The following is a 16,472-nucleotide window of genomic DNA, read 5'->3' as shown; positions in this document are numbered from 1 at the left end:
ACCCCTGTTGGCAACGTTAACTGTTGTAAGAGACAAATGTGATATCTGATAAATTCAATAGAATTGAAAATCCAGACTGGGAGCCTGATGTTCTTGTGCAGATATGTCTTTCCGGTAAAGATATCATCGTAAAGAATGGATACCGACCTCATTACAGGGTTAAAGCCGACTACCTCACGACTACAATTCATTGGTTTATTGATGCGGGGATTGCGGAACCTAACAGGCGCACTCTAGCGTTTGTTAAATTCATCACGCCAGAGGCATACCCAAAATGCCTAGAGACTGGTGCTCATCTGGAGGTTCGAGAAGGCTCAAGAGTAGTTGGCCATGCTGAGATACAGGAAATATATAATGAGCAATTACGCAAAGGCAGCTAACAATTACAGGCACGTTGCTACGGCCCTTCGGTCCTTCGCGGGACGGCCTACGTTGCGCTCTGGCCGCCCGTGCTGTGGTCGTTAGCTTTACGAGTAGCCAATGAAGCATTGCATCATAGAAAGGGATGGGGGAAGGATATCGGTTGATGAATGGCGTGAAGTTGCGGGTGGAGAGCCGAACTTTCTAGTCACCGATAAACTGATTCAGCAAAACCCATTTACAAAAGAGTTTCTAGAAATTGAGATTCCGGGATCTGGTTACTGGGTTCCAAGCTCTATGAACTTAGAGCGATTTCCTTACGACGGGAAAGTTTGCTTTCATTTTACTGAGCATGGGGTTCGTTTTATTCAGTATGAAAATCCCTTTGACTCTGTACTCACTGGTATTGCTAGGAAGCTAAGTGCGCGAGTTAAGCTCAAGAGCGTAGATCAAAGTTAACAATCACAGGCAGCAAGGCTTGGCGTTAGGCATAAATCATGGACCCATACAAAATTCCAGAATCAGATTTAAGTACAGATACGAAAGTGATGCCAAAAACAATATATTTTGCATTTGGGTTTATTGTGCTTAGCTTTATAATCTTTCTAATTGAAGAGCTGACCTATGCCTCGGAAGAAGGGCCCTACGATATATATAACTATCTATTTATCCCGGTTTGGGCCGGAATTCTATATTGGGTTTCAAGCTCAATCCGAACTAGAAGTGACAATCCGAAGAATACATTTCTAATTCTGGCATTATTGGTTGCAGGTATGAGTATTTATACCCCTTTAGAGGAGTATTCTATATACACGGATATAGGGGAGGCAGTGTGTTTTCTTTTCGTGTTTCTACTGCTAAATGCAAAAGAGTCAAAGGAATGGTTTTCTTAAATGCCTAACAATACAATCAACGCCCGGCCGCAAGTGGCCTCGGACCTCCGTTCCGGCGCTTCGCGCCGGCACTGCGGCCCATTATCGTAGGCGTTATATTTATTAGGGCACTATGAGCAGGCAACTAGTTGTTCTTGACTTGGATGAAACACTAATTCACTCATGCCATGAATGGATTGGTAAGAAACCAAGTTTTTCTATATCAAATGCGATGGTGCATATAAGGCCCGGAGCCGAGAGACTCCTTGCAGAATTGTCCGAGCATTTCGTTTTAGCGGTTTGGACAGCGTCTTATGGCCTGTATATTCAGGATATCGTTAAAAGACTTTTTGGTGGTGTAGATAACCTAGAGTTTCTTTTGACTAGGGAAGATTGCGCTCAAATAACTGAAAATGACGGTTATGATGCGTTTGTCAAAGATACAAGAAAAATCGTTGAGCTAGGTTGGAGCTACGAAAATTTTATAGTCATTGATGATAAGCCACATCTGGTGAAGTCTGAATACAATAATGTGATTGAAGTTAAACCATACTACGGCAGTACCATTGATGAAGAGCTTTTCACTTTGGCAGATCAAATTGTGTCGCTAAAGGGTAGCAACCTAAAGAATGCGGCGAAAATATAATAAACGCGTGCATTTGACCTCCGATGCGCTGCGGCAAATGACGCGGGCGTTATGTTTACTAAGAACTATTTTTTATGCATCAAAAATTAGTTTTACTATTGCCTGCGTTGCTGGCAGGTTGCATCACCTCCATGGATATGGGCGAGGCCCCTGAAGCAATGCATTTAATCGGGCAGTGCTTCGAATTCAAGAAGAATGCATTCATTTACGAAGGGCGATGTGCTGACTTAACTGGATTTAATGAAAATAGCGAACTATGTAATAGTGTGCAGGCGGTAGGACAAGGTGGATTTCCGTCTAGCTGGACTGTTTATCTTGAAAATCGTGAAGCATTTGATAAAAAACAATTCGATAAGCTCCTATTTGAAAAACAGAGGACTATGCTATTTGAGGTTCCGTCAGGCACTCAGATTACCATCTCAAGAGTAGTTCACCATGGGTGGGGAACAATTGGGAGATATTGAGCTGTTCGGGGGAGCATAACCTCAGGTGGTACGGAAATGGAAATCGAACTACCATCTTTCTCCCTAGTCCACCCTAGCCCTTACTGGATAAATGGAAAAGAAGAAAATGTCCCAAAACCTGACGCTAAGTACCTAGTACCATGCCAGCCATAAACATAACAATTGCGCAAGCGGGACAAGGTGCTGCGCCCTTCGCCCCTCCGCAAGGCGTTAGGTGATTATGAGTACAGAAGGAATAGCCTTAGTCAGCTACGTATTATTCTTGCTATCCAGTGTCGCTGGGTTAGGATTTGGAATCGCTGGTTTTTTCTATATCTTTGCAGCGAACAAGAACATGAGGGAAAATCGAAAATGGGGAGCGGCACTCCCATTTGCGGTCTTCATGCCTTCTTTGTTTACTGATCTAGGTAACAAAAATAGAGTAAATGCCCTTAGATGTATCGGCTGCTTTCTAGTGTGCGTAGCAATTGCAGGTGCAGCGGGTGTATGGAATCACTATTTATCGGCAAGTGAAAGTGGTACGCAAAGCTCTGCGCAAGCATCAATCACCTAACAAACGCAAGCAGAATGCTACGGCCCTTCGGGCCTCAGCGGGCGTTATGAGTAATTTAATGAAGAACATACTATTTCTGTCACTGACTTTATTTTGTAGCGCGGCATTTGCAGAGAATAAGTCCGTTACAGTTTTTGATGGTGAGTTCAAAAAAATAAATGAGCTAACTCAGCCAAAAGACATTGAAGCCTTTTACTCATTGTGGCAAACCAAGGTTGCGTCTGACAAAAAGATACGAATGGATTGGTCAAAGGGCTTTAAACTGGTGGCAATGATTCTGGGCGTTGGCTGTATCGTGGCGGATGGTCAATGCCATTAGCTAAATCTGCATCAGTAGGTCTTTATCAAATACAAAACTATAAGCAATTCGAGTTGGTGCTAGGAATCACTCATAACAAGTCAATGGTGCATCGCCCAAGCGAGCTTGGGCTGGACTCACTAACACTCACCGCACATTGAGGCGTTAAATTTCATGAAAAAAATAGCTCTCCTAGTTGCTTTAGCAATTTACCTCCTGGGATATGTTGAGATCAGGCATAGTGACATTCTCGTACATGCGACTGGTTACAAATCAGAGGTAGGGACTGATAAGAAGATATATCAGCATAGTGTGCGCAGAGGGGACTTTATTGGTTCACTTCAGCCATTCGCTGCCGGGGTAGGACAAGTTGCAGTATGGGTATATGGCCCCCTGCGGTACATCGAGCTTCTTTATTGGCATGTTTCAGAGCCGATTGGCTCGGAGTGGCCTTATGGACGTTAAAAAATTTAATAATGCTGAGCACACGACAAGCGCGTGTCAGCAACGTTAAGCATAAGTATGAACAAATATCTTTGGATTCTGATAGCGTTTATTTTCTTGCTATCGATTTACAATTGGTACGAAGAAGGCTATTTCAACTTTTGGGACTTTTGCGTAGCTAACCTTGGTGCTGTAGCTGCGCCAATATTGGCCAATCTGATCTTACAAGGTGTTTCTAAATTTTCCAGTTTTCCCCAGCTTCCTTTCAAGCTTGTAGCTATCTTTTCTGTAGCCTTAAGCATGGTTGCTTATACCTACTACACCTTGAACGGTCGCGCTGAAAACTCAGACACATCAGCGACACAAATACATGTTATCGTCGCACCAATAGTGCTCTTGCTTTTCACTCTAGCTGCAGAGTTAATGGCCTTGGTGATATGCAGCATGTTAAAACTTGCAGAGCGAAAAAATGCTTAAAAATACAGGCAGGTTGCTCCGGCCTTTCGCCTTCGGGCCTGCGCGGGGCGGCCTACACTACGTTTCTGCCGCTCCTGCTGTGGGCGTTATTGACAAGAGCATGGTAGCTATAAGTGTTTAAATGGCGAGAAAAGCAGTAAAAGGGCTTGGAAAGAACTAGAAGGATTAGAAGAGGAAAATTCACAAGGAATTTTACTCTTTTGTATGGCACTTTTATGTTTATTTACATGCCTCTCTATTCTCATATAGATAGACTGGGTTTCAGAGTACCGTCTCTAGTAGAAATCTAGATGGTGAGGAGCATCATCGTCAATGCTATTCGGGCTCAAAGCCCACATGACTGTTCGAATTATGCCTAGTGAGTGCCTGTCACGTTCCTACTTGCTATCGGTCTTTATGAACCGGCTCTGCAACGAACTGTGGTAAACAAAGCCTTCGGTAGCTGCCGAAAGTGGATCTCAATTTACCCATTAGAGAAAAGGATTTTCAACATCAGAATCGGGCAAGAACAACCAAACAAGGGCAGACAACGGACCTCCGGTAACTGTCACCTTTTTTGCTGAGCACAAAAAGCGCCAGTTACTTCCGGTGGGTGATGGCGGCGTGAGACGGAACCTGATGAATTGGACTAATCGGCCACCAGCTAATAACTTTAGACGGATTGTATTGGAACGATAGTTACACCTAAAAGCAAAAGTCGGGCATAGAAAATACGAGGCATGTAATTATGAATTTTACTAATAAACAAACTGTCCAAATCACATCATATCTGCTGTTGGTACTGGCGCTTACGCAGACAGTTTATACTGCTCTCTACATTGCTGAGATTAACGCCCCGCGGCAAATTCTCTGGGGGCTCGAAGCCTTACTCTTCACTATTCTCTCAGCATTTGCCGGAGCCGCAATGGTGCAAGCTAGTAACTATCAAGTTGGATGGTCCGCCATTGCGTTCAGCGCAGTACTGAATGTAGTCCAGGTTAGCATTGGTCTTACCATGTTCGGACCATTTCGCGAAGCCGCTAGTCAACTTGACGTGCTTGGAACTACGGCAGGAGCAGTTGTAGCCTTGTCCTTCATGATCTATTACGCAGCAAAGCTCTTGTTAGGCTTTGCTGCACTCATTTTTGGAATAGCCAAAATGCATGGGAATAGCAAGGCATTGGGAGGTGTGACTGCATTAGTTGGCGCTGTTGCCATATTCGCTAATGCAATTTTGATTGCGTTTGGACGAGATGCCTTTTTGCCCTCTGCTATTGCTGGAGGATCTGGCGTTATTGCAACCTTGCTTTTAGCGCTCTGTCTGATTAACTTTGTCCGCGAAAACTAATGTGCGATATTTACTCTAACAAGTTTAGGCAACGGATCAAAAATCCTGGCGCCTTTTCGGCCCGCTGCTAAAGGCGTTAAACTGAAGGGAAAAGTATGATACCAATAATAGAGACCGAAAGGCTCAGATTAGTTCCGCCAAGCGAAGAGTGCTTTGAAGCATATGAGGAATTTTATACAGATAAAGAAGCATCAAAAATGTATGGCGGGCCTATTAAAAAAGAACAAGTTTGGTCTAGATTGAAAGCCGATCTAGGATCATGGCATTTACTTGGCTTTGGTGTTTGGGCCATCCAATTAAAATCAGATAATAGCTATATTGGAACGTGTGGTTTTTGGCAGGGTAAAGACTGGCCTAGAGAACTTACTTGGTGGGTAACACCTGAAGGGCGAGGAAAAGGTATAGCTACAGAAGCATCTAATGCAGCTTTGTTGCACGCTTATAATGAGTTCAAATGGAATATAGTAGAAACCTATATGGATGATGAGAATATTGCTGCACGTGCCCTAGTAGAAAGGCTAGGTGGAAAAAAAACTAGGCGGGTACAGTTTAATGACGGTTTGAGTAGAGATATCTACGCATTACCTAAACCAGCCTAAAAAACCAATTAATCCGATCTCTATACGCTACGCCTCTTTTTTCACCTTATTAGAGTGTTGGAAGTCATCTATAAATAACCGGAATATCAAGATGACTTTTCTAATTTTATTGTTGTCGGCTATTTCCGTGGCATGCAACTAAGTTACTTGGGGTTACCAAAGTACAAAACGAGGCCATTTTGAACGCTCTAGTCGTTCGAGTATGACCAGTAATCCGGGAAAACTGTGACTCGAATGGCAGTGAGTGTCCGCCTTTACCACAACATCCAAAATGAGCCGTAAATTCACGATCATAAAAGTGTGACAAGGACGCCCAGGTTTATGGGGTTATCAACTTTGACTGCCGGTTCTTGTTTACCGCGGGTAGGTTTAACCGTGGTATCCACGTCTAAAATCCAAGTTGTCGTTGATAGGAGACGATAACTCTCAAGTAAATGTTGCTACAACAAATCTTTAGCGAGCTTTTCTGCCAGTTTGAGCAAGACGCGACGGACTGAGCCATCGCTAACCACATTAGTCATACTCAATAGCTCCGTTGTCGCGGGATCAGTGGCGATCCAAGCTAAACGCGCGTAACGTGTTTGACCAGATAGTACCGACATACCCCAAATACATTTAATTTAGTGGGAGCATTATTACCTTAATATGCAACGGGCGATCCTCAATTCAAGGGTCAAAACGGTGGCCAGCGTTTATAAATGAATAAAGAACGACTACTGACCGAGCGGCATCGCATTGGCTTGTTGCCCTCATGCGACATAGACTTTGTCTGTATAAGTATCGATTTCCGTGGGCAATTTTGATGCATCTTTGTTGATGTTTTCAGATTCACTCACTGGAAGAATTGAAAGCACTGAACTTGATATAGTCTTCACAGATCAACTCCAAAGTTTAGTACAAATTAGCGAAGTTATACTGATTTTCCAGGTTAAGGCTATTGTTATGTTGTACATTAAGTCATAAGACCCTGGCTTAAAATACATTATTCTACATATAGAGAATATCCTTATGTGTTTTTCAGCCACAGCATCATTCGGATCAGCAGCGCTGCTTCTTGTCGGCGGGACTTTGTGTATAAGACACGCTATAAAAAATGATAAAACCTATTTGTTGCTCGCGATTACCCCTATTCTTTTTGCGCTACAACAAGTGAGTGAAGGCGTGGTATGGATTGGACACAACGGAAACTTAACCTCACTGACAACAGCATCTTCTATTTTCTTTTTATTTTTTGCTCTACTTTTTTGGCTTGCCTGGATACCAATCGTAGCCTTTAGCCTTGAAACAAAAAGATGGAAAAGGATTTTTTTTATTATATTAATTATGATAGGTTTTATTTTTGGCTTATACCTTTGGATACCTGTCCTATTAGAAACAGGGCCAAGACACTTAATAAAAACGAGTGTATGTGGGCATAGCCTATGTTATATCATGTCCGATGACAGCTTATTCTCCATTACAGCAGGACATATTATTTATTCTTCACTTGGTTTCTTATTTCTATTATCGAGCAATCTAATTTTTAGAAAGTTTTGGGCACTTGTCATGCTACTCGGTGTTATCGTCTACTTTACTCAGCGTGAAACATGGGTATCAACCTGGTGTTTCTTTGCTGCAATATCGACCTTATGGATTTACTTTCTATTAATAAATGATCATAAAGCAAAGATTAAAAAACAAGCTTCATGACTATAGTGGCAAAGTTAATTTGGCCACAGCGCTAAAGGTAGAACTTACCCACGTTTAGTAGATACCTTGTATAGTTAGGTTTCGGCCTAAAACGGAAGTGTGGCATAGACAGGAGGAAAACTCAGGCGTATACGGAGCTTTGATTAGCCTCTTCAAAAAGTTTTACTCCAGTTTTCCTCACTTCAAAAGCGAATTCCAATCATCACATCGACCTCAGTATTGATGAGCGTCCAGTGAAGATATCCCTCCCTGAAAAATTCAATGTAAGTGATGTATTATTATCTCCGTTCGAAATCACTTGTAGCCCAATACACGACTAAATACCTAGGCTGATGGTATAATCTGAATTGGACCAGCTTATTTTACAATTAGATGTCGATACTATTCAGCTGATCACTATGATTATGGAGTAGGTGAAATCTCAATATCCTTGAGAATGGATATATTAGCGTATGGGGTTTATGTTGAGTGTTTTAACAACCTGCCTGCTTAAAAAACACCCAACTCTACTCCGATCAAAAGAAGCCTCCGCTGTACAGCTAAAGGTATGCTTCACACTAGACTGGTTGGTTTAGTGGTAAGTATGATCAGCAACTACACTCGAAAGCTGCCCGAAGTGTTTAAAAGCCAAACTACCGGAAAACCTGTGCACCCCATACTCTCTATAGAAAACCTGCAGTGCTGCTACGGCGAGCAGGTGGTTATCGAATCAGTCTCGTTTGCTTTGCAGGCAGGGGAAATTGCCTGTTTATTGGGCCCCAGCGGCTGTGGCAAAACGACGCTGCTGCACGCCATTGCAGGTTTTCAGCCGGTTACGGAAGGGAGTATCCAGCTCTCAAAGGAGGTGATTTCCTCCCCTGAGATACAGGTTCCAGCAGAGCAGCGGAAAATAGGGGTGGTATTTCAGGACTACGCCCTCTTCCCACATCTTACCGTTGAACAGAATATTGCCTTCGGTATCCAGTCGATGCCAAAAAACAAGCGGCAATCCCGCACTCAGTCGTTACTACGGTTAGTGCGCCTCGAAGGCTTCGGGCAACAGTACCCGCACCAACTATCCGGCGGACAGCAGCAGCGTGTCGCTCTGGCTCGAGCGCTGGCACCACGCCCCAAGTTGTTGCTTCTGGATGAACCCTTCTCCAATCTGGATACCGAGTTGCGCCGAAGTCTCGCCGCCGAAGTCCGCCATATACTACGTGAGGAAAAAATCCCCGCGATTATTGTTACCCACGACCGCCACGAGGCCTTTATTGCTGGAGACAAGCTGGGAGTACTCAGCCAAGGCCAATTACAGCAGTGGGACAGCCCACAGGATACTTATCAGAAGCCGAGGAATTTGGCGGTTGCGAGAATCGTCAGTGAAGGAAATATCATTTCCGGTACTGTTGTGGGCAATGACCTGATCAGCACCCCTCTGGGGGAAGTAAAGGTGCCGACAGCTGCGTACGAAAGTGGAGATCAGCTCGAGCTGTTTGTGCGCAGTGAGGATATTGCCGCAGGCGAACATCCCGGTGCTGTGATGGCTCAGGTTTTGGAAAAGAATTTTCTCGGTAACCAGGTAAGCTATCGCTTCCAGCTGGCCGCAGGGGATACTATCGAGGCCGCTTTGAAGGCAGATATTCAAGCGGCACCGGGCGATAAACTTCCCCTGCACCTCTCCTCTGCACTGGTGTTTGACCAAGCCCAATAGAAGCGATCAGGACAAGGCGGGCGTTTCAGAGCTCGCCAGGGCTGTGCGCTCCTCACCTCTACGCCAACCAATGGAACGACTCAGCATAATCACCGGAATTAATCCCACCAGGACAATCAATAAAGCCCCCATGGCCGAGCGTTCCAACATCTCATCGGAAGCAAATTGATAAACATAGGTCGCCAGGGTGTCAAAGCCGAAGGGGCGCAGTAGCAAAGTCGCCGGCAGTTCTTTCATACAATCCACAAAGACCACCAAGCCGCCTGTGAGCAGGCCTGTACGCACCAAAGGTAAATGCACGGCCCACAGGGTTTGCCAGCTATTACGCCCCAAAGAGCGGGCAGCCCTATCCATTGATGGGGTTACCTTCTCCAGACTGGATTCTATGGCCCCCGTGGATACGGCCAGGAAGCGCACCGTGTAGGCAAAAATAATGGCAAAAATACTACCGCTTAACAGTAGCCCTATGGAGATATCGAAGTGCTCACGTAAAAAAGCGTCGACGGCATTATCAAATGCAGCCAGTGGAATCAGGACACCAATCGCCAATACCGCCCCTGGCATTGCATAACCCAGCTTGGAAAAGCCGACTAAAAGCTTCACGGGCCCTTTGGGTTGCAACCGCTTACCGTAAGCCAACAGCAAGCCCAGCAATACAGAGACCAATGCGGCTGCGATAGACAGTAACAAGCTATTGCTGGCGATCTGTATAAAATCTTCGCTCCAATAGCTGGAGAAGTTACTAAGTGCGTATCCTCCCAAAACCAGCAGGGGAATAATAAAACCCGCCACCAGCAGTAACCCGCAGAACAACAGGGCTACGCCGGCTCGCCAACCGCGCAATACATAGCGTTCACGTTGGGAATTTGGTGACTGTACAAAGTGCTTCTGTCTCGCCCGCCCCATTCGCTCCAGCGTAATTAACAGAACAACAAAAATCAGAGTGCTACAGGCAATTTGTGCTGCGCCCCCTAAATTTCCGTGGCTCAGCCAGGTATCGTAAATCCCGACACTCAAGGTGCGCACGGCAAAGAAGTCGACAGTGCCGAAGTCATTCAGGGTTTCCATCAACACCAGTGATAAACCCACTGCAATTGCCGGGCGTGCCATTGGCAGGGATACTCTCAGAAAGCTCTGCCAGGGCGTACAGCCCAATGACCGGCTCACGGCCCGAATACTGCCGCACTGCTCGATAAATGCCGCGCGCGCGAGCATATACACATAGGGGAAGAGCACCAGTGACAGCATGGCAATCGCCCCACCCATGCTGCGGATTTCGGGGAACCAGTAATCCCTGGCCGTCTGCCAGCCAAACCAGGCGCGCAAGGACTTTTGCACAGGGCCCGCATACTCCAGCAAATCCGTATAGACATAGGCAATGACATAGGCGGGAACAGCAAACGGCAGTAACAGTCCCCATTCGAACAAACGGCGTCCGGGGAACTGGCACATGCTCACCAGCCAGGCACTGCCCACGCCCGCCATCAGCGTTACCAAACCGACACCACCAGCCAGAATCAATGTGGAGGACACATAGTGGAGCAGCACCGTGTCTAACAGGTGCGGCCAGATATTCTCTTCAGGGAAAAATGCCAACCAAAAGATGGATAACACTGGCAGGGCCACTAGTAGGGAAATAGTAGCTATCAGTAGCAGCCAGCGGGAAGCTGATAAATTCGCTCGGTTTAGCATGGATTAAGGAATCAAAAGCTCATTATAAAAGAACGGCCCTGGTCTCTCGACAGGGCCGTTCGAATAAGGCTGAGATAGTGCTGCCAATATGCCAGGCAGCAATTCCCATTAGTTGACCATTCTAAAAGTCAAAGCGCACTTCATCAACCATACGGGAAGCCGCCGGAACGTAGGAACCGATTTCCGTTAGGCTCAGATCGTCTTCCTTGAATTCACCCATATATTCCTTAATCAACCCAGACCGGGCAGTGCCGGGGCGCACCGGGAACTCAAAGTTTTTCTCAGCGTAAGTGTATTGAGCATCGGCGCCACTGAGGAATTCCAGCAGCTTAACGGCATTTTCACGGTTGGGGGCATGCTTGGTCAGCGCCGCACCGGAAATAAACATATGGGTGCCGCGATCCTTCTGGTTAGGGAAGACCAGGTTGACTGACTTGGCCCAATCCACCTGCTCCGGCTGCTCCTTATTGGTAATCATTTTGCCGAAGTAGTAGCTATTACCCAGGGAAAGGTCGCAGACACCCTCGCTGATCGCTTTTACCTGAGCCCGGTCATTGCCCTGGGGCTTACGCGCCAGGTTCGCTTTCACGCCTTGCAGCCACTGCTTGGTTTCTGCTTCACCGTGATGGGCGATCATGGAGGCGATCAGGGACAGGGTGTAGGGGTGCTTGCCGCTGCGAGTACAGATTCGCCCCTTCCATTTAGGGTCTACCAGCTCTTCATAGCGAGTAATTTCACCGGGCTTAACGCGGTCTTTGGAAGCGTAAATCAAACGCGCCCGGGTGGTCAGGCCGAACCAGTTGCCGGCCTCATCGCGGAATTGTGCCGGGATATTGTCTTTCAGGACTTCACTGTTTACTGGTTGGGTCAACTGCTTGTTAAGCAGGTCCATCAGGCTACTGGTATTGGAGGTGAGCACCAGATCGGCGGGGCTGTTGCGCCCTTCCCTTTGCAGTCGCTCGTTCAAGCCTTTGCTCGCGTAGACCACTTTGGTCTCAATACCGGTTTTCTCGGTGAATTCTTCCAGTATCGGCTCAATCAGAAAGGGCTGGCGGTAAGAGTAAATATTGACTTGCTCAGCGGCATTGGCACCAAAGGCACCAATCAAACCAATAGTTGCAATCGCTTTTTGAAATAGAGATCTGGTAAACATGGGAGTCCTATCACCCTCGGGATAACTTGAGAAGCATTCTCATTTGGATGAATGTTAATGTCAACCTGGAACCTCTGTAACCGGCAAAGTCGCAAAATCCCTCCTATGCTTAGGAGCAAATCAGTCACCCTTTTGAGTTTTCATGGTCCGCTTTGCTCCCCTACTCGTCTTGATGCTTGTCATTCACGGCTGTGAGCGTCAGTCCGATAGCCACAGATCTCCCGAGCCCGACACCCCTGCCCCTGACGGGACTGCCAGAGAAGCCATGAAAGAGCCAGTCGCGCCGCCCACGCCTATAGGGAACACTCCAGCACCACCAACAGAACACAGTATGAACGCAAGGGATTGCACCCCAGAGTGGTTCGCTTGGGCGCAGCAACAAATCATCGCCAGACAAAGTGCCCATATAGCAAAACTATACCCATCCGGCCTGCCTCCAGTTGGCAGTAAAGAATGGTTTACTGCAGTAACCATATTGACAGGTGGCAGCTTTCCCGGAATAGAACCGGGAAGTCCCGAGTGGTGTGAGCAGATCCAAAAGCGCCTTACTCAAGGAGGTAGCCAGGGCCCATAAAGAGCCAGAAAACCGCTTCTACCGCCGTTCCTCTGGGGAGAGGAGCGGGGTCAATTTATTCCGCTAATAGCGGTCAATCAACTACAAGCGAGGTAGTACAACCATGAAGACCACCTACCAGCTATTACTAGCGAGTATCGCTGCGGTCGCTCTCCATCCCGCTCTTGCCGATGAGAAACCCCCTCCTGGTGCTATGGCTCTATCCACTGTTCTGACAAAACTCGAACAACAAGGCTTTACTCCCATTGTCGAAGTAGACTTGGACAATGGGCGCTGGAAAATTGAGGCCTATAAAGGAGACCAGAAACACGACTTGGAAGTAGATCCTAATTCTGCAGAAGTTTTGTCTGACAAACCTGACAACAGTTAAGCGGTCGCCTTTACAAAGAAGTGCTGACCCTCGAATTACGAGGATCCTACTTATCGCCCCGCACACATTTATTGTGACGGGGCCAGACCCTTAGCACTTCCACCCTCAAAGTTGGAACGTGCGCTTTAATTACTATTTAGTCAATCTGCTGACGCGATTGGTCAATCTCCCAAACGATTATTCGGTTAATCTGGTCGAAGATAAACGCCATAGGATAATAAAATGACCATCCAGACCCTTACCCGGCAGGATGCAGACAAGGCGCTACTCCAGAGTCAGCTGGATAGCCAGCGTCGAGCCTATCACGCCAACCCAGTCCCCAGTTATCAGCAGCGAGTACAGGACCTGAAAACCCTGGCGCGAATGTTGAGGGAACAACAGGAGGCGATCATAGAAGCCATATGTTCAGACTATGGGAACCGCTCGAGGGAAGAAACCCTGCTCCTGGAGATTTACCCGGCACTTGCAGGTATCAAGGATGCGATAAAAAATCTCAAAAGGTGGATGAAACCTCGACGGCGCCATATTGACCTCAAGGCCTACCCGCTCTCAAAAAATACTGTGGTGCCCCAGCCTATTGGTGTAGTTGGAGTGATAGTGCCCTGGAACTTTCCCATTAACCTGAGTATTTCCCCATTGACCAATGTCTTTGCCGCAGGCAATCAGGCAATGGTCAAGATGTCCACAAACTCATGCCGGCTGGCCGAGCTGTTAATAGAGATCAGCCCCAAGTATTTTCCCCAGGAGAAGCTTTCTTTTATCGCCGACTATGGCGAAATAGGCCCACTATTCTCCAGCCTGAAATTTGATCACTTAATTTTTACTGGCTCAAGTACTACAGGCCGCGCTGTAATGCGCTCCGCTGCAGAAAACCTAACTCCAGTCACATTAGAGTTGGGAGGAAAATCGCCGGCTATCATCGCCCCTGATTTCCCGATTGAAAAAGCGGCAGAGCGCCTGATCCACTGGAAATTAGTAAATGCCGGACAGATCTGCGTAAATGTAGATTACCTCTTCCTTCCAGAAAACCAGCTGGACAATTTTATTGCGCATGCGACACAGCTAATTAAGAAGCGCTTTCCAGATTGGCACAGCTCTGACTACACCTCCATTATTGATAGCAACGCCTACCAGCGCCTGTGGAAAACCCTGGACGATGCAGTCGACAAAGGAGCTAAGGTATATGACCTCAGTGGCGGGCAACTCAAGCGGGATGACAGCTTACGCAAGTTCCCACCACATATTCTGGTTAATATGAACGGTGATATGCTGGCGATGCAAAGGGAAATTTTTGGCCCGCTCCTGCCAATTATGACCTACTCAAGGCCCGAGGAAGTCATCGACTATATCAATGCCCGCCCAAGACCATTGGCAATATACCCATATACCTACGATAAAAATCTGCAAAACCGCTATATTGAGCGGATTATGTCCGGCGGTGTATCGATTAATAACTGTGTATTACATGTTGGCCAACACGATATTCCATTTGGTGGTATAGGTGAGAGTGGAATGGGGCACTATCACGGCTATGAAGGGTTTCTCACTTTTTCAAAGTTACGCCCAATATTTCAGCAGGGCCCTGTTGACCTACTAAAACTTATGCGCCCTCCCTACGGGAATGTCACAAACAAAATCTTGAACGTAATGTTGAAGATGACCCGTTAACCGCAAGATACATTTGTAAAATTTTTAACCGCTAATTGATTTTATTGCCCCGGCAAAACTCATTGCCGGGGTATTTTTTTGGCAAGGAAACCCAAAAATACCCCCCTAAGCACTGGCGCTACGATCATCCCCTGTCCACACTAAGTATATGGCTTTTATGTAGTGTGGAGCCTCATGTGAGTTTTATTACAACCGTTGTGCTCGTGAGCAACTTGACCAATCCAATCCCCCCGGGGATAGACCCTAATAAACCAGCACCTATCTATGATAGCCCCGACCTTTACGGGGCGACCCCTTCGGTAATCGCACTTGATCCATCAACTATTAGGGCAAAACTCTACAGTCTGGGATTCAAACCTATAACCAGTATGCGGTTTGTTGGTGGTCGCTGGAAAATACAAGCCGTGTATCAAGGAGAACTAAGAGCTCTGGAAGTAAATCCAGATAACGGAATAATTTTTGCTGATCGTCCAGCCAGGTAACAAATCCAGTAGATCTTTTATTTTTGATATTCTCGAATTGTGCATCGGTAAGACCTACAATCGAAAGAAAATCGACTAAATTTTATTACCAGAAATAACTTTAGTCGCCTAATCAATCGAATCCCGATATTGTAATGGTGTTATTCCTTTCCAACCTCGGTAGGCTCGAATAAATGAATTGGGCTCCTTAAACCCAAGCATAAAGGAGATCTCTCCCAAATGTAGGCTGGACCTGGCAAGATAGTGATCGGCCAAATTTGACCTGACTTCCTGTAACACTGTCTGAAAGGTTTGGTTCTCCTCCCCAAGTTTTCGCTGTAAAGTTCTTTTACTGATAGATAAACGCTCAGAGACAGATTCGATAGAACTCTCACCCGCTGGTAAGAGTTCTATCAATACAGAGCCTACCCGGTCTCCCATTGTTGCTTCGCGATCCAAGTCTTTTAACTGCTGACTTAATTTGCCCTCAAAAAAATCCCACATAGGCATATTGGCGGTCAGGAATGGCTTTTGCGCATCTTGCGCCGAGAAACAAATTCGTACCCGATCTGATTGCTTAATTGAGCAACCGAAAAACTCTCTATAAGGCGTTTGATCTTCTGGTAACTGTGGTAACGCCAATTCCAATGGCCGAATTTTCTCCCGGGTTCCCAACCGGGCCAGGCGGATATAGAAAATTAATTCGCTTAGCCCCAAAGCAGTAGGAATATTACCGTCACTTCCATAGCACTCTAAATTGAGCTTTGTGTATTCTTCGGTAATATCCAGGTGCAAATCCATGGGACCAATCAAGGGTTTATACTGCTGTATCCGCAATAGGGCTTGATTTAGGTTTGCACTACACAAACTCGCAAACACAGGGGGATCAAACGATTCAGCTGTAAGATGCTCCGCCAACAAGAGCGGTAGCGGCCTATCCTTTGAGGCCTGATCTATACCACACCAAAAGCGGAAGTACTCTATTGGAGTAAGTGTCACAGACTCTCGCTGCAATAGATCTGCAGGTAACCCGGCATAAGCCAGAGCCATGGCTGAGTCGATATTCATATCGTGTAACATCAGCTTCCAGCTGGGGGATACCAGAAATTTAGCTGCGCGCTTGGTCATTACCGGG

20 protein-coding genes are annotated in these 16,472 nt (G+C 46.4%); 16 read left to right on the top strand and 4 right to left on the bottom strand.

Translation table 11 applies throughout. The features are described from left to right. Positions 1–38: 38 nt before the first annotated feature. From G367_RS23265 to G367_RS0106620, 10 genes are all read left to right on the top strand, one after another. Positions 39–380, top strand: coding sequence for a hypothetical protein (locus G367_RS23265; protein ID WP_020412340.1), 342 nt, complete (start codon positions 39–41; stop codon positions 378–380). 100 nt (positions 381–480) lie between these two features. After that, positions 481–819 carry a hypothetical protein gene (locus G367_RS0106660; RefSeq protein ID WP_020412339.1) on the top strand — a complete coding sequence of 113 codons (339 nt, stop codon included), beginning with the start codon at positions 481–483 and terminating at the stop codon, positions 817–819. Positions 820–857: 38 nt separating this feature from the next. Continuing rightward, on the top strand, positions 858–1,253 hold the full coding sequence (locus G367_RS0106655) for a hypothetical protein (protein ID WP_020412338.1): 396 nt from the start codon (positions 858–860) through the stop codon (positions 1,251–1,253). A 112-nt stretch (positions 1,254–1,365) separates the two neighbouring features. After that, positions 1,366–1,878 carry an HAD family hydrolase gene (locus G367_RS0106650; RefSeq protein WP_020412337.1) on the top strand — a complete coding sequence of 171 codons (513 nt, stop codon included), beginning with the start codon at positions 1,366–1,368 and terminating at the stop codon, positions 1,876–1,878. 74 nt (positions 1,879–1,952) lie between these two features. After that, positions 1,953–2,342 carry a hypothetical protein gene (locus G367_RS0106645; RefSeq protein WP_020412336.1) on the top strand — a complete coding sequence of 130 codons (390 nt, stop codon included), beginning with the start codon at positions 1,953–1,955 and terminating at the stop codon, positions 2,340–2,342. A 220-nt stretch (positions 2,343–2,562) separates the two neighbouring features. Further along, on the top strand, positions 2,563–2,895 hold the full coding sequence (locus G367_RS26045) for a hypothetical protein (RefSeq protein WP_157533385.1): 333 nt from the start codon (positions 2,563–2,565) through the stop codon (positions 2,893–2,895). A gap of 46 nt (positions 2,896–2,941) precedes the next feature. Further along, positions 2,942–3,214, top strand: a complete 273-nt coding sequence (locus G367_RS0106640; protein WP_157533384.1) for a hypothetical protein — start codon at positions 2,942–2,944, stop codon at positions 3,212–3,214. A gap of 501 nt (positions 3,215–3,715) precedes the next feature. Further along, on the top strand, positions 3,716–4,114 hold the full coding sequence (locus tag G367_RS0106630; RefSeq protein WP_020412333.1) for a hypothetical protein: 399 nt from the start codon (positions 3,716–3,718) through the stop codon (positions 4,112–4,114). 727 nt (positions 4,115–4,841) lie between these two features. After that, on the top strand, positions 4,842–5,441 hold the full coding sequence (locus G367_RS0106625; RefSeq protein ID WP_020412332.1) for a hypothetical protein: 600 nt from the start codon (positions 4,842–4,844) through the stop codon (positions 5,439–5,441). A 95-nt stretch (positions 5,442–5,536) separates the two neighbouring features. Continuing rightward, on the top strand, positions 5,537–6,040 hold the full coding sequence (locus G367_RS0106620; protein WP_020412331.1) for a GNAT family N-acetyltransferase: 504 nt from the start codon (positions 5,537–5,539) through the stop codon (positions 6,038–6,040). 440 nt (positions 6,041–6,480) lie between these two features. Here G367_RS0106620 and G367_RS26040 read toward each other — a convergent pair whose 3' ends face one another. After that, a complete protein-coding gene (locus tag G367_RS26040) occupies positions 6,481–6,642 on the bottom strand; it encodes a hypothetical protein (RefSeq protein WP_157533383.1) in 162 nt (53 codons plus the stop codon). A gap of 406 nt (positions 6,643–7,048) precedes the next feature. Here G367_RS26040 and G367_RS24955 point away from each other — a divergent pair, with 406 nt between their 5' ends. Both G367_RS24955 and G367_RS0106610 read left to right on the top strand, forming a co-directional pair. Then, entirely contained in the window at positions 7,049–7,729 is a 681-nt protein-coding gene (locus G367_RS24955; protein WP_020412330.1) for a DUF6629 family protein, read from the top strand. Between the two features lie 583 nt (positions 7,730–8,312). After that, positions 8,313–9,419: an ABC transporter ATP-binding protein gene (locus G367_RS0106610; RefSeq protein WP_020412329.1), complete on the top strand. Its 1,107-nt coding sequence runs from the start codon at positions 8,313–8,315 to the stop codon at positions 9,417–9,419. A gap of 6 nt (positions 9,420–9,425) precedes the next feature. Here G367_RS0106610 and G367_RS0106605 read toward each other — a convergent pair whose 3' ends face one another. Continuing rightward, entirely contained in the window at positions 9,426–11,111 is a 1,686-nt protein-coding gene (locus G367_RS0106605) for an ABC transporter permease (protein WP_020412328.1), read from the bottom strand. 121 nt (positions 11,112–11,232) lie between these two features. After that, positions 11,233–12,264: a Fe(3+) ABC transporter substrate-binding protein gene (locus G367_RS0106600; RefSeq protein WP_020412327.1), complete on the bottom strand. Its 1,032-nt coding sequence runs from the start codon at positions 12,262–12,264 to the stop codon at positions 11,233–11,235. A 142-nt stretch (positions 12,265–12,406) separates the two neighbouring features. On the opposite strand from G367_RS0106600, the gene G367_RS0106595 reads away from it, so the two are divergent. The 4 genes from G367_RS0106595 to G367_RS0106580 all read left to right on the top strand — a co-directional run bounded on the left by G367_RS0106595 (position 12,407) and on the right by G367_RS0106580 (position 15,358). Then, positions 12,407–12,838 carry a hypothetical protein gene (locus G367_RS0106595; RefSeq protein WP_020412326.1) on the top strand — a complete coding sequence of 144 codons (432 nt, stop codon included), beginning with the start codon at positions 12,407–12,409 and terminating at the stop codon, positions 12,836–12,838. A gap of 103 nt (positions 12,839–12,941) precedes the next feature. Beyond that, on the top strand, positions 12,942–13,208 hold the full coding sequence (locus G367_RS0106590) for a PepSY domain-containing protein (protein ID WP_020412325.1): 267 nt from the start codon (positions 12,942–12,944) through the stop codon (positions 13,206–13,208). Positions 13,209–13,430: 222 nt separating this feature from the next. Then, positions 13,431–14,876, top strand: a complete 1,446-nt coding sequence (locus G367_RS0106585) for a coniferyl aldehyde dehydrogenase (RefSeq protein ID WP_020412324.1) — start codon at positions 13,431–13,433, stop codon at positions 14,874–14,876. 176 nt (positions 14,877–15,052) lie between these two features. Continuing rightward, positions 15,053–15,358 carry a hypothetical protein gene (locus G367_RS0106580; protein ID WP_020412323.1) on the top strand — a complete coding sequence of 102 codons (306 nt, stop codon included), beginning with the start codon at positions 15,053–15,055 and terminating at the stop codon, positions 15,356–15,358. 108 nt (positions 15,359–15,466) lie between these two features. Here G367_RS0106580 and G367_RS0106575 read toward each other — a convergent pair whose 3' ends face one another. Next, a complete protein-coding gene (locus G367_RS0106575) occupies positions 15,467–16,465 on the bottom strand; it encodes an AraC family transcriptional regulator (protein ID WP_020412322.1) in 999 nt (332 codons plus the stop codon). Positions 16,466–16,472: the final 7 nt, after the last annotated feature.

Source organism: Microbulbifer variabilis ATCC 700307 (genome assembly GCF_000380565.1).
In the GTDB taxonomy this organism is placed as follows: domain Bacteria; phylum Pseudomonadota; class Gammaproteobacteria; order Pseudomonadales; family Cellvibrionaceae; genus Microbulbifer; species Microbulbifer variabilis.
This window is presented reverse-complemented; position numbering and strand designations above follow the sequence as displayed.

Excerpts from the sequence above, each read along its gene's own strand:
- G367_RS0106660 (WP_020412339.1), top strand. The coding sequence starts at position 481 with ATGAAGCATTGCATCATAGAAAGGGATGGGGGAAGGATATCGGTTGAT.
- G367_RS0106655 (WP_020412338.1), top strand. The coding sequence starts at position 858 with ATGGACCCATACAAAATTCCAGAATCAGATTTAAGTACAGATACGAAA.
- G367_RS0106650 (WP_020412337.1), top strand. The coding sequence starts at position 1,366 with ATGAGCAGGCAACTAGTTGTTCTTGACTTGGATGAAACACTAATTCAC.
- G367_RS0106645 (WP_020412336.1), top strand. The coding sequence starts at position 1,953 with ATGCATCAAAAATTAGTTTTACTATTGCCTGCGTTGCTGGCAGGTTGC.
- G367_RS26045 (WP_157533385.1), top strand. The coding sequence starts at position 2,563 with ATGAGTACAGAAGGAATAGCCTTAGTCAGCTACGTATTATTCTTGCTA.
- G367_RS0106640 (WP_157533384.1), top strand. The coding sequence starts at position 2,942 with ATGAGTAATTTAATGAAGAACATACTATTTCTGTCACTGACTTTATTT.
- G367_RS0106630 (WP_020412333.1), top strand. The coding sequence starts at position 3,716 with ATGAACAAATATCTTTGGATTCTGATAGCGTTTATTTTCTTGCTATCG.
- G367_RS0106625 (WP_020412332.1), top strand. The coding sequence starts at position 4,842 with ATGAATTTTACTAATAAACAAACTGTCCAAATCACATCATATCTGCTG.
- G367_RS0106620 (WP_020412331.1), top strand. The coding sequence starts at position 5,537 with ATGATACCAATAATAGAGACCGAAAGGCTCAGATTAGTTCCGCCAAGC.
- G367_RS26040 (WP_157533383.1), bottom strand. The coding sequence starts at position 6,642 with ATGTCGGTACTATCTGGTCAAACACGTTACGCGCGTTTAGCTTGGATC.
- G367_RS24955 (WP_020412330.1), top strand. The coding sequence starts at position 7,049 with ATGTGTTTTTCAGCCACAGCATCATTCGGATCAGCAGCGCTGCTTCTT.
- G367_RS0106610 (WP_020412329.1), top strand. The coding sequence starts at position 8,313 with ATGATCAGCAACTACACTCGAAAGCTGCCCGAAGTGTTTAAAAGCCAA.
- G367_RS0106605 (WP_020412328.1), bottom strand. The coding sequence starts at position 11,111 with ATGCTAAACCGAGCGAATTTATCAGCTTCCCGCTGGCTGCTACTGATA.
- G367_RS0106600 (WP_020412327.1), bottom strand. The coding sequence starts at position 12,264 with ATGTTTACCAGATCTCTATTTCAAAAAGCGATTGCAACTATTGGTTTG.
- G367_RS0106595 (WP_020412326.1), top strand. The coding sequence starts at position 12,407 with ATGGTCCGCTTTGCTCCCCTACTCGTCTTGATGCTTGTCATTCACGGC.
- G367_RS0106590 (WP_020412325.1), top strand. The coding sequence starts at position 12,942 with ATGAAGACCACCTACCAGCTATTACTAGCGAGTATCGCTGCGGTCGCT.
- G367_RS0106585 (WP_020412324.1), top strand. The coding sequence starts at position 13,431 with ATGACCATCCAGACCCTTACCCGGCAGGATGCAGACAAGGCGCTACTC.
- G367_RS0106575 (WP_020412322.1), bottom strand. The coding sequence starts at position 16,465 with ATGACCAAGCGCGCAGCTAAATTTCTGGTATCCCCCAGCTGGAAGCTG.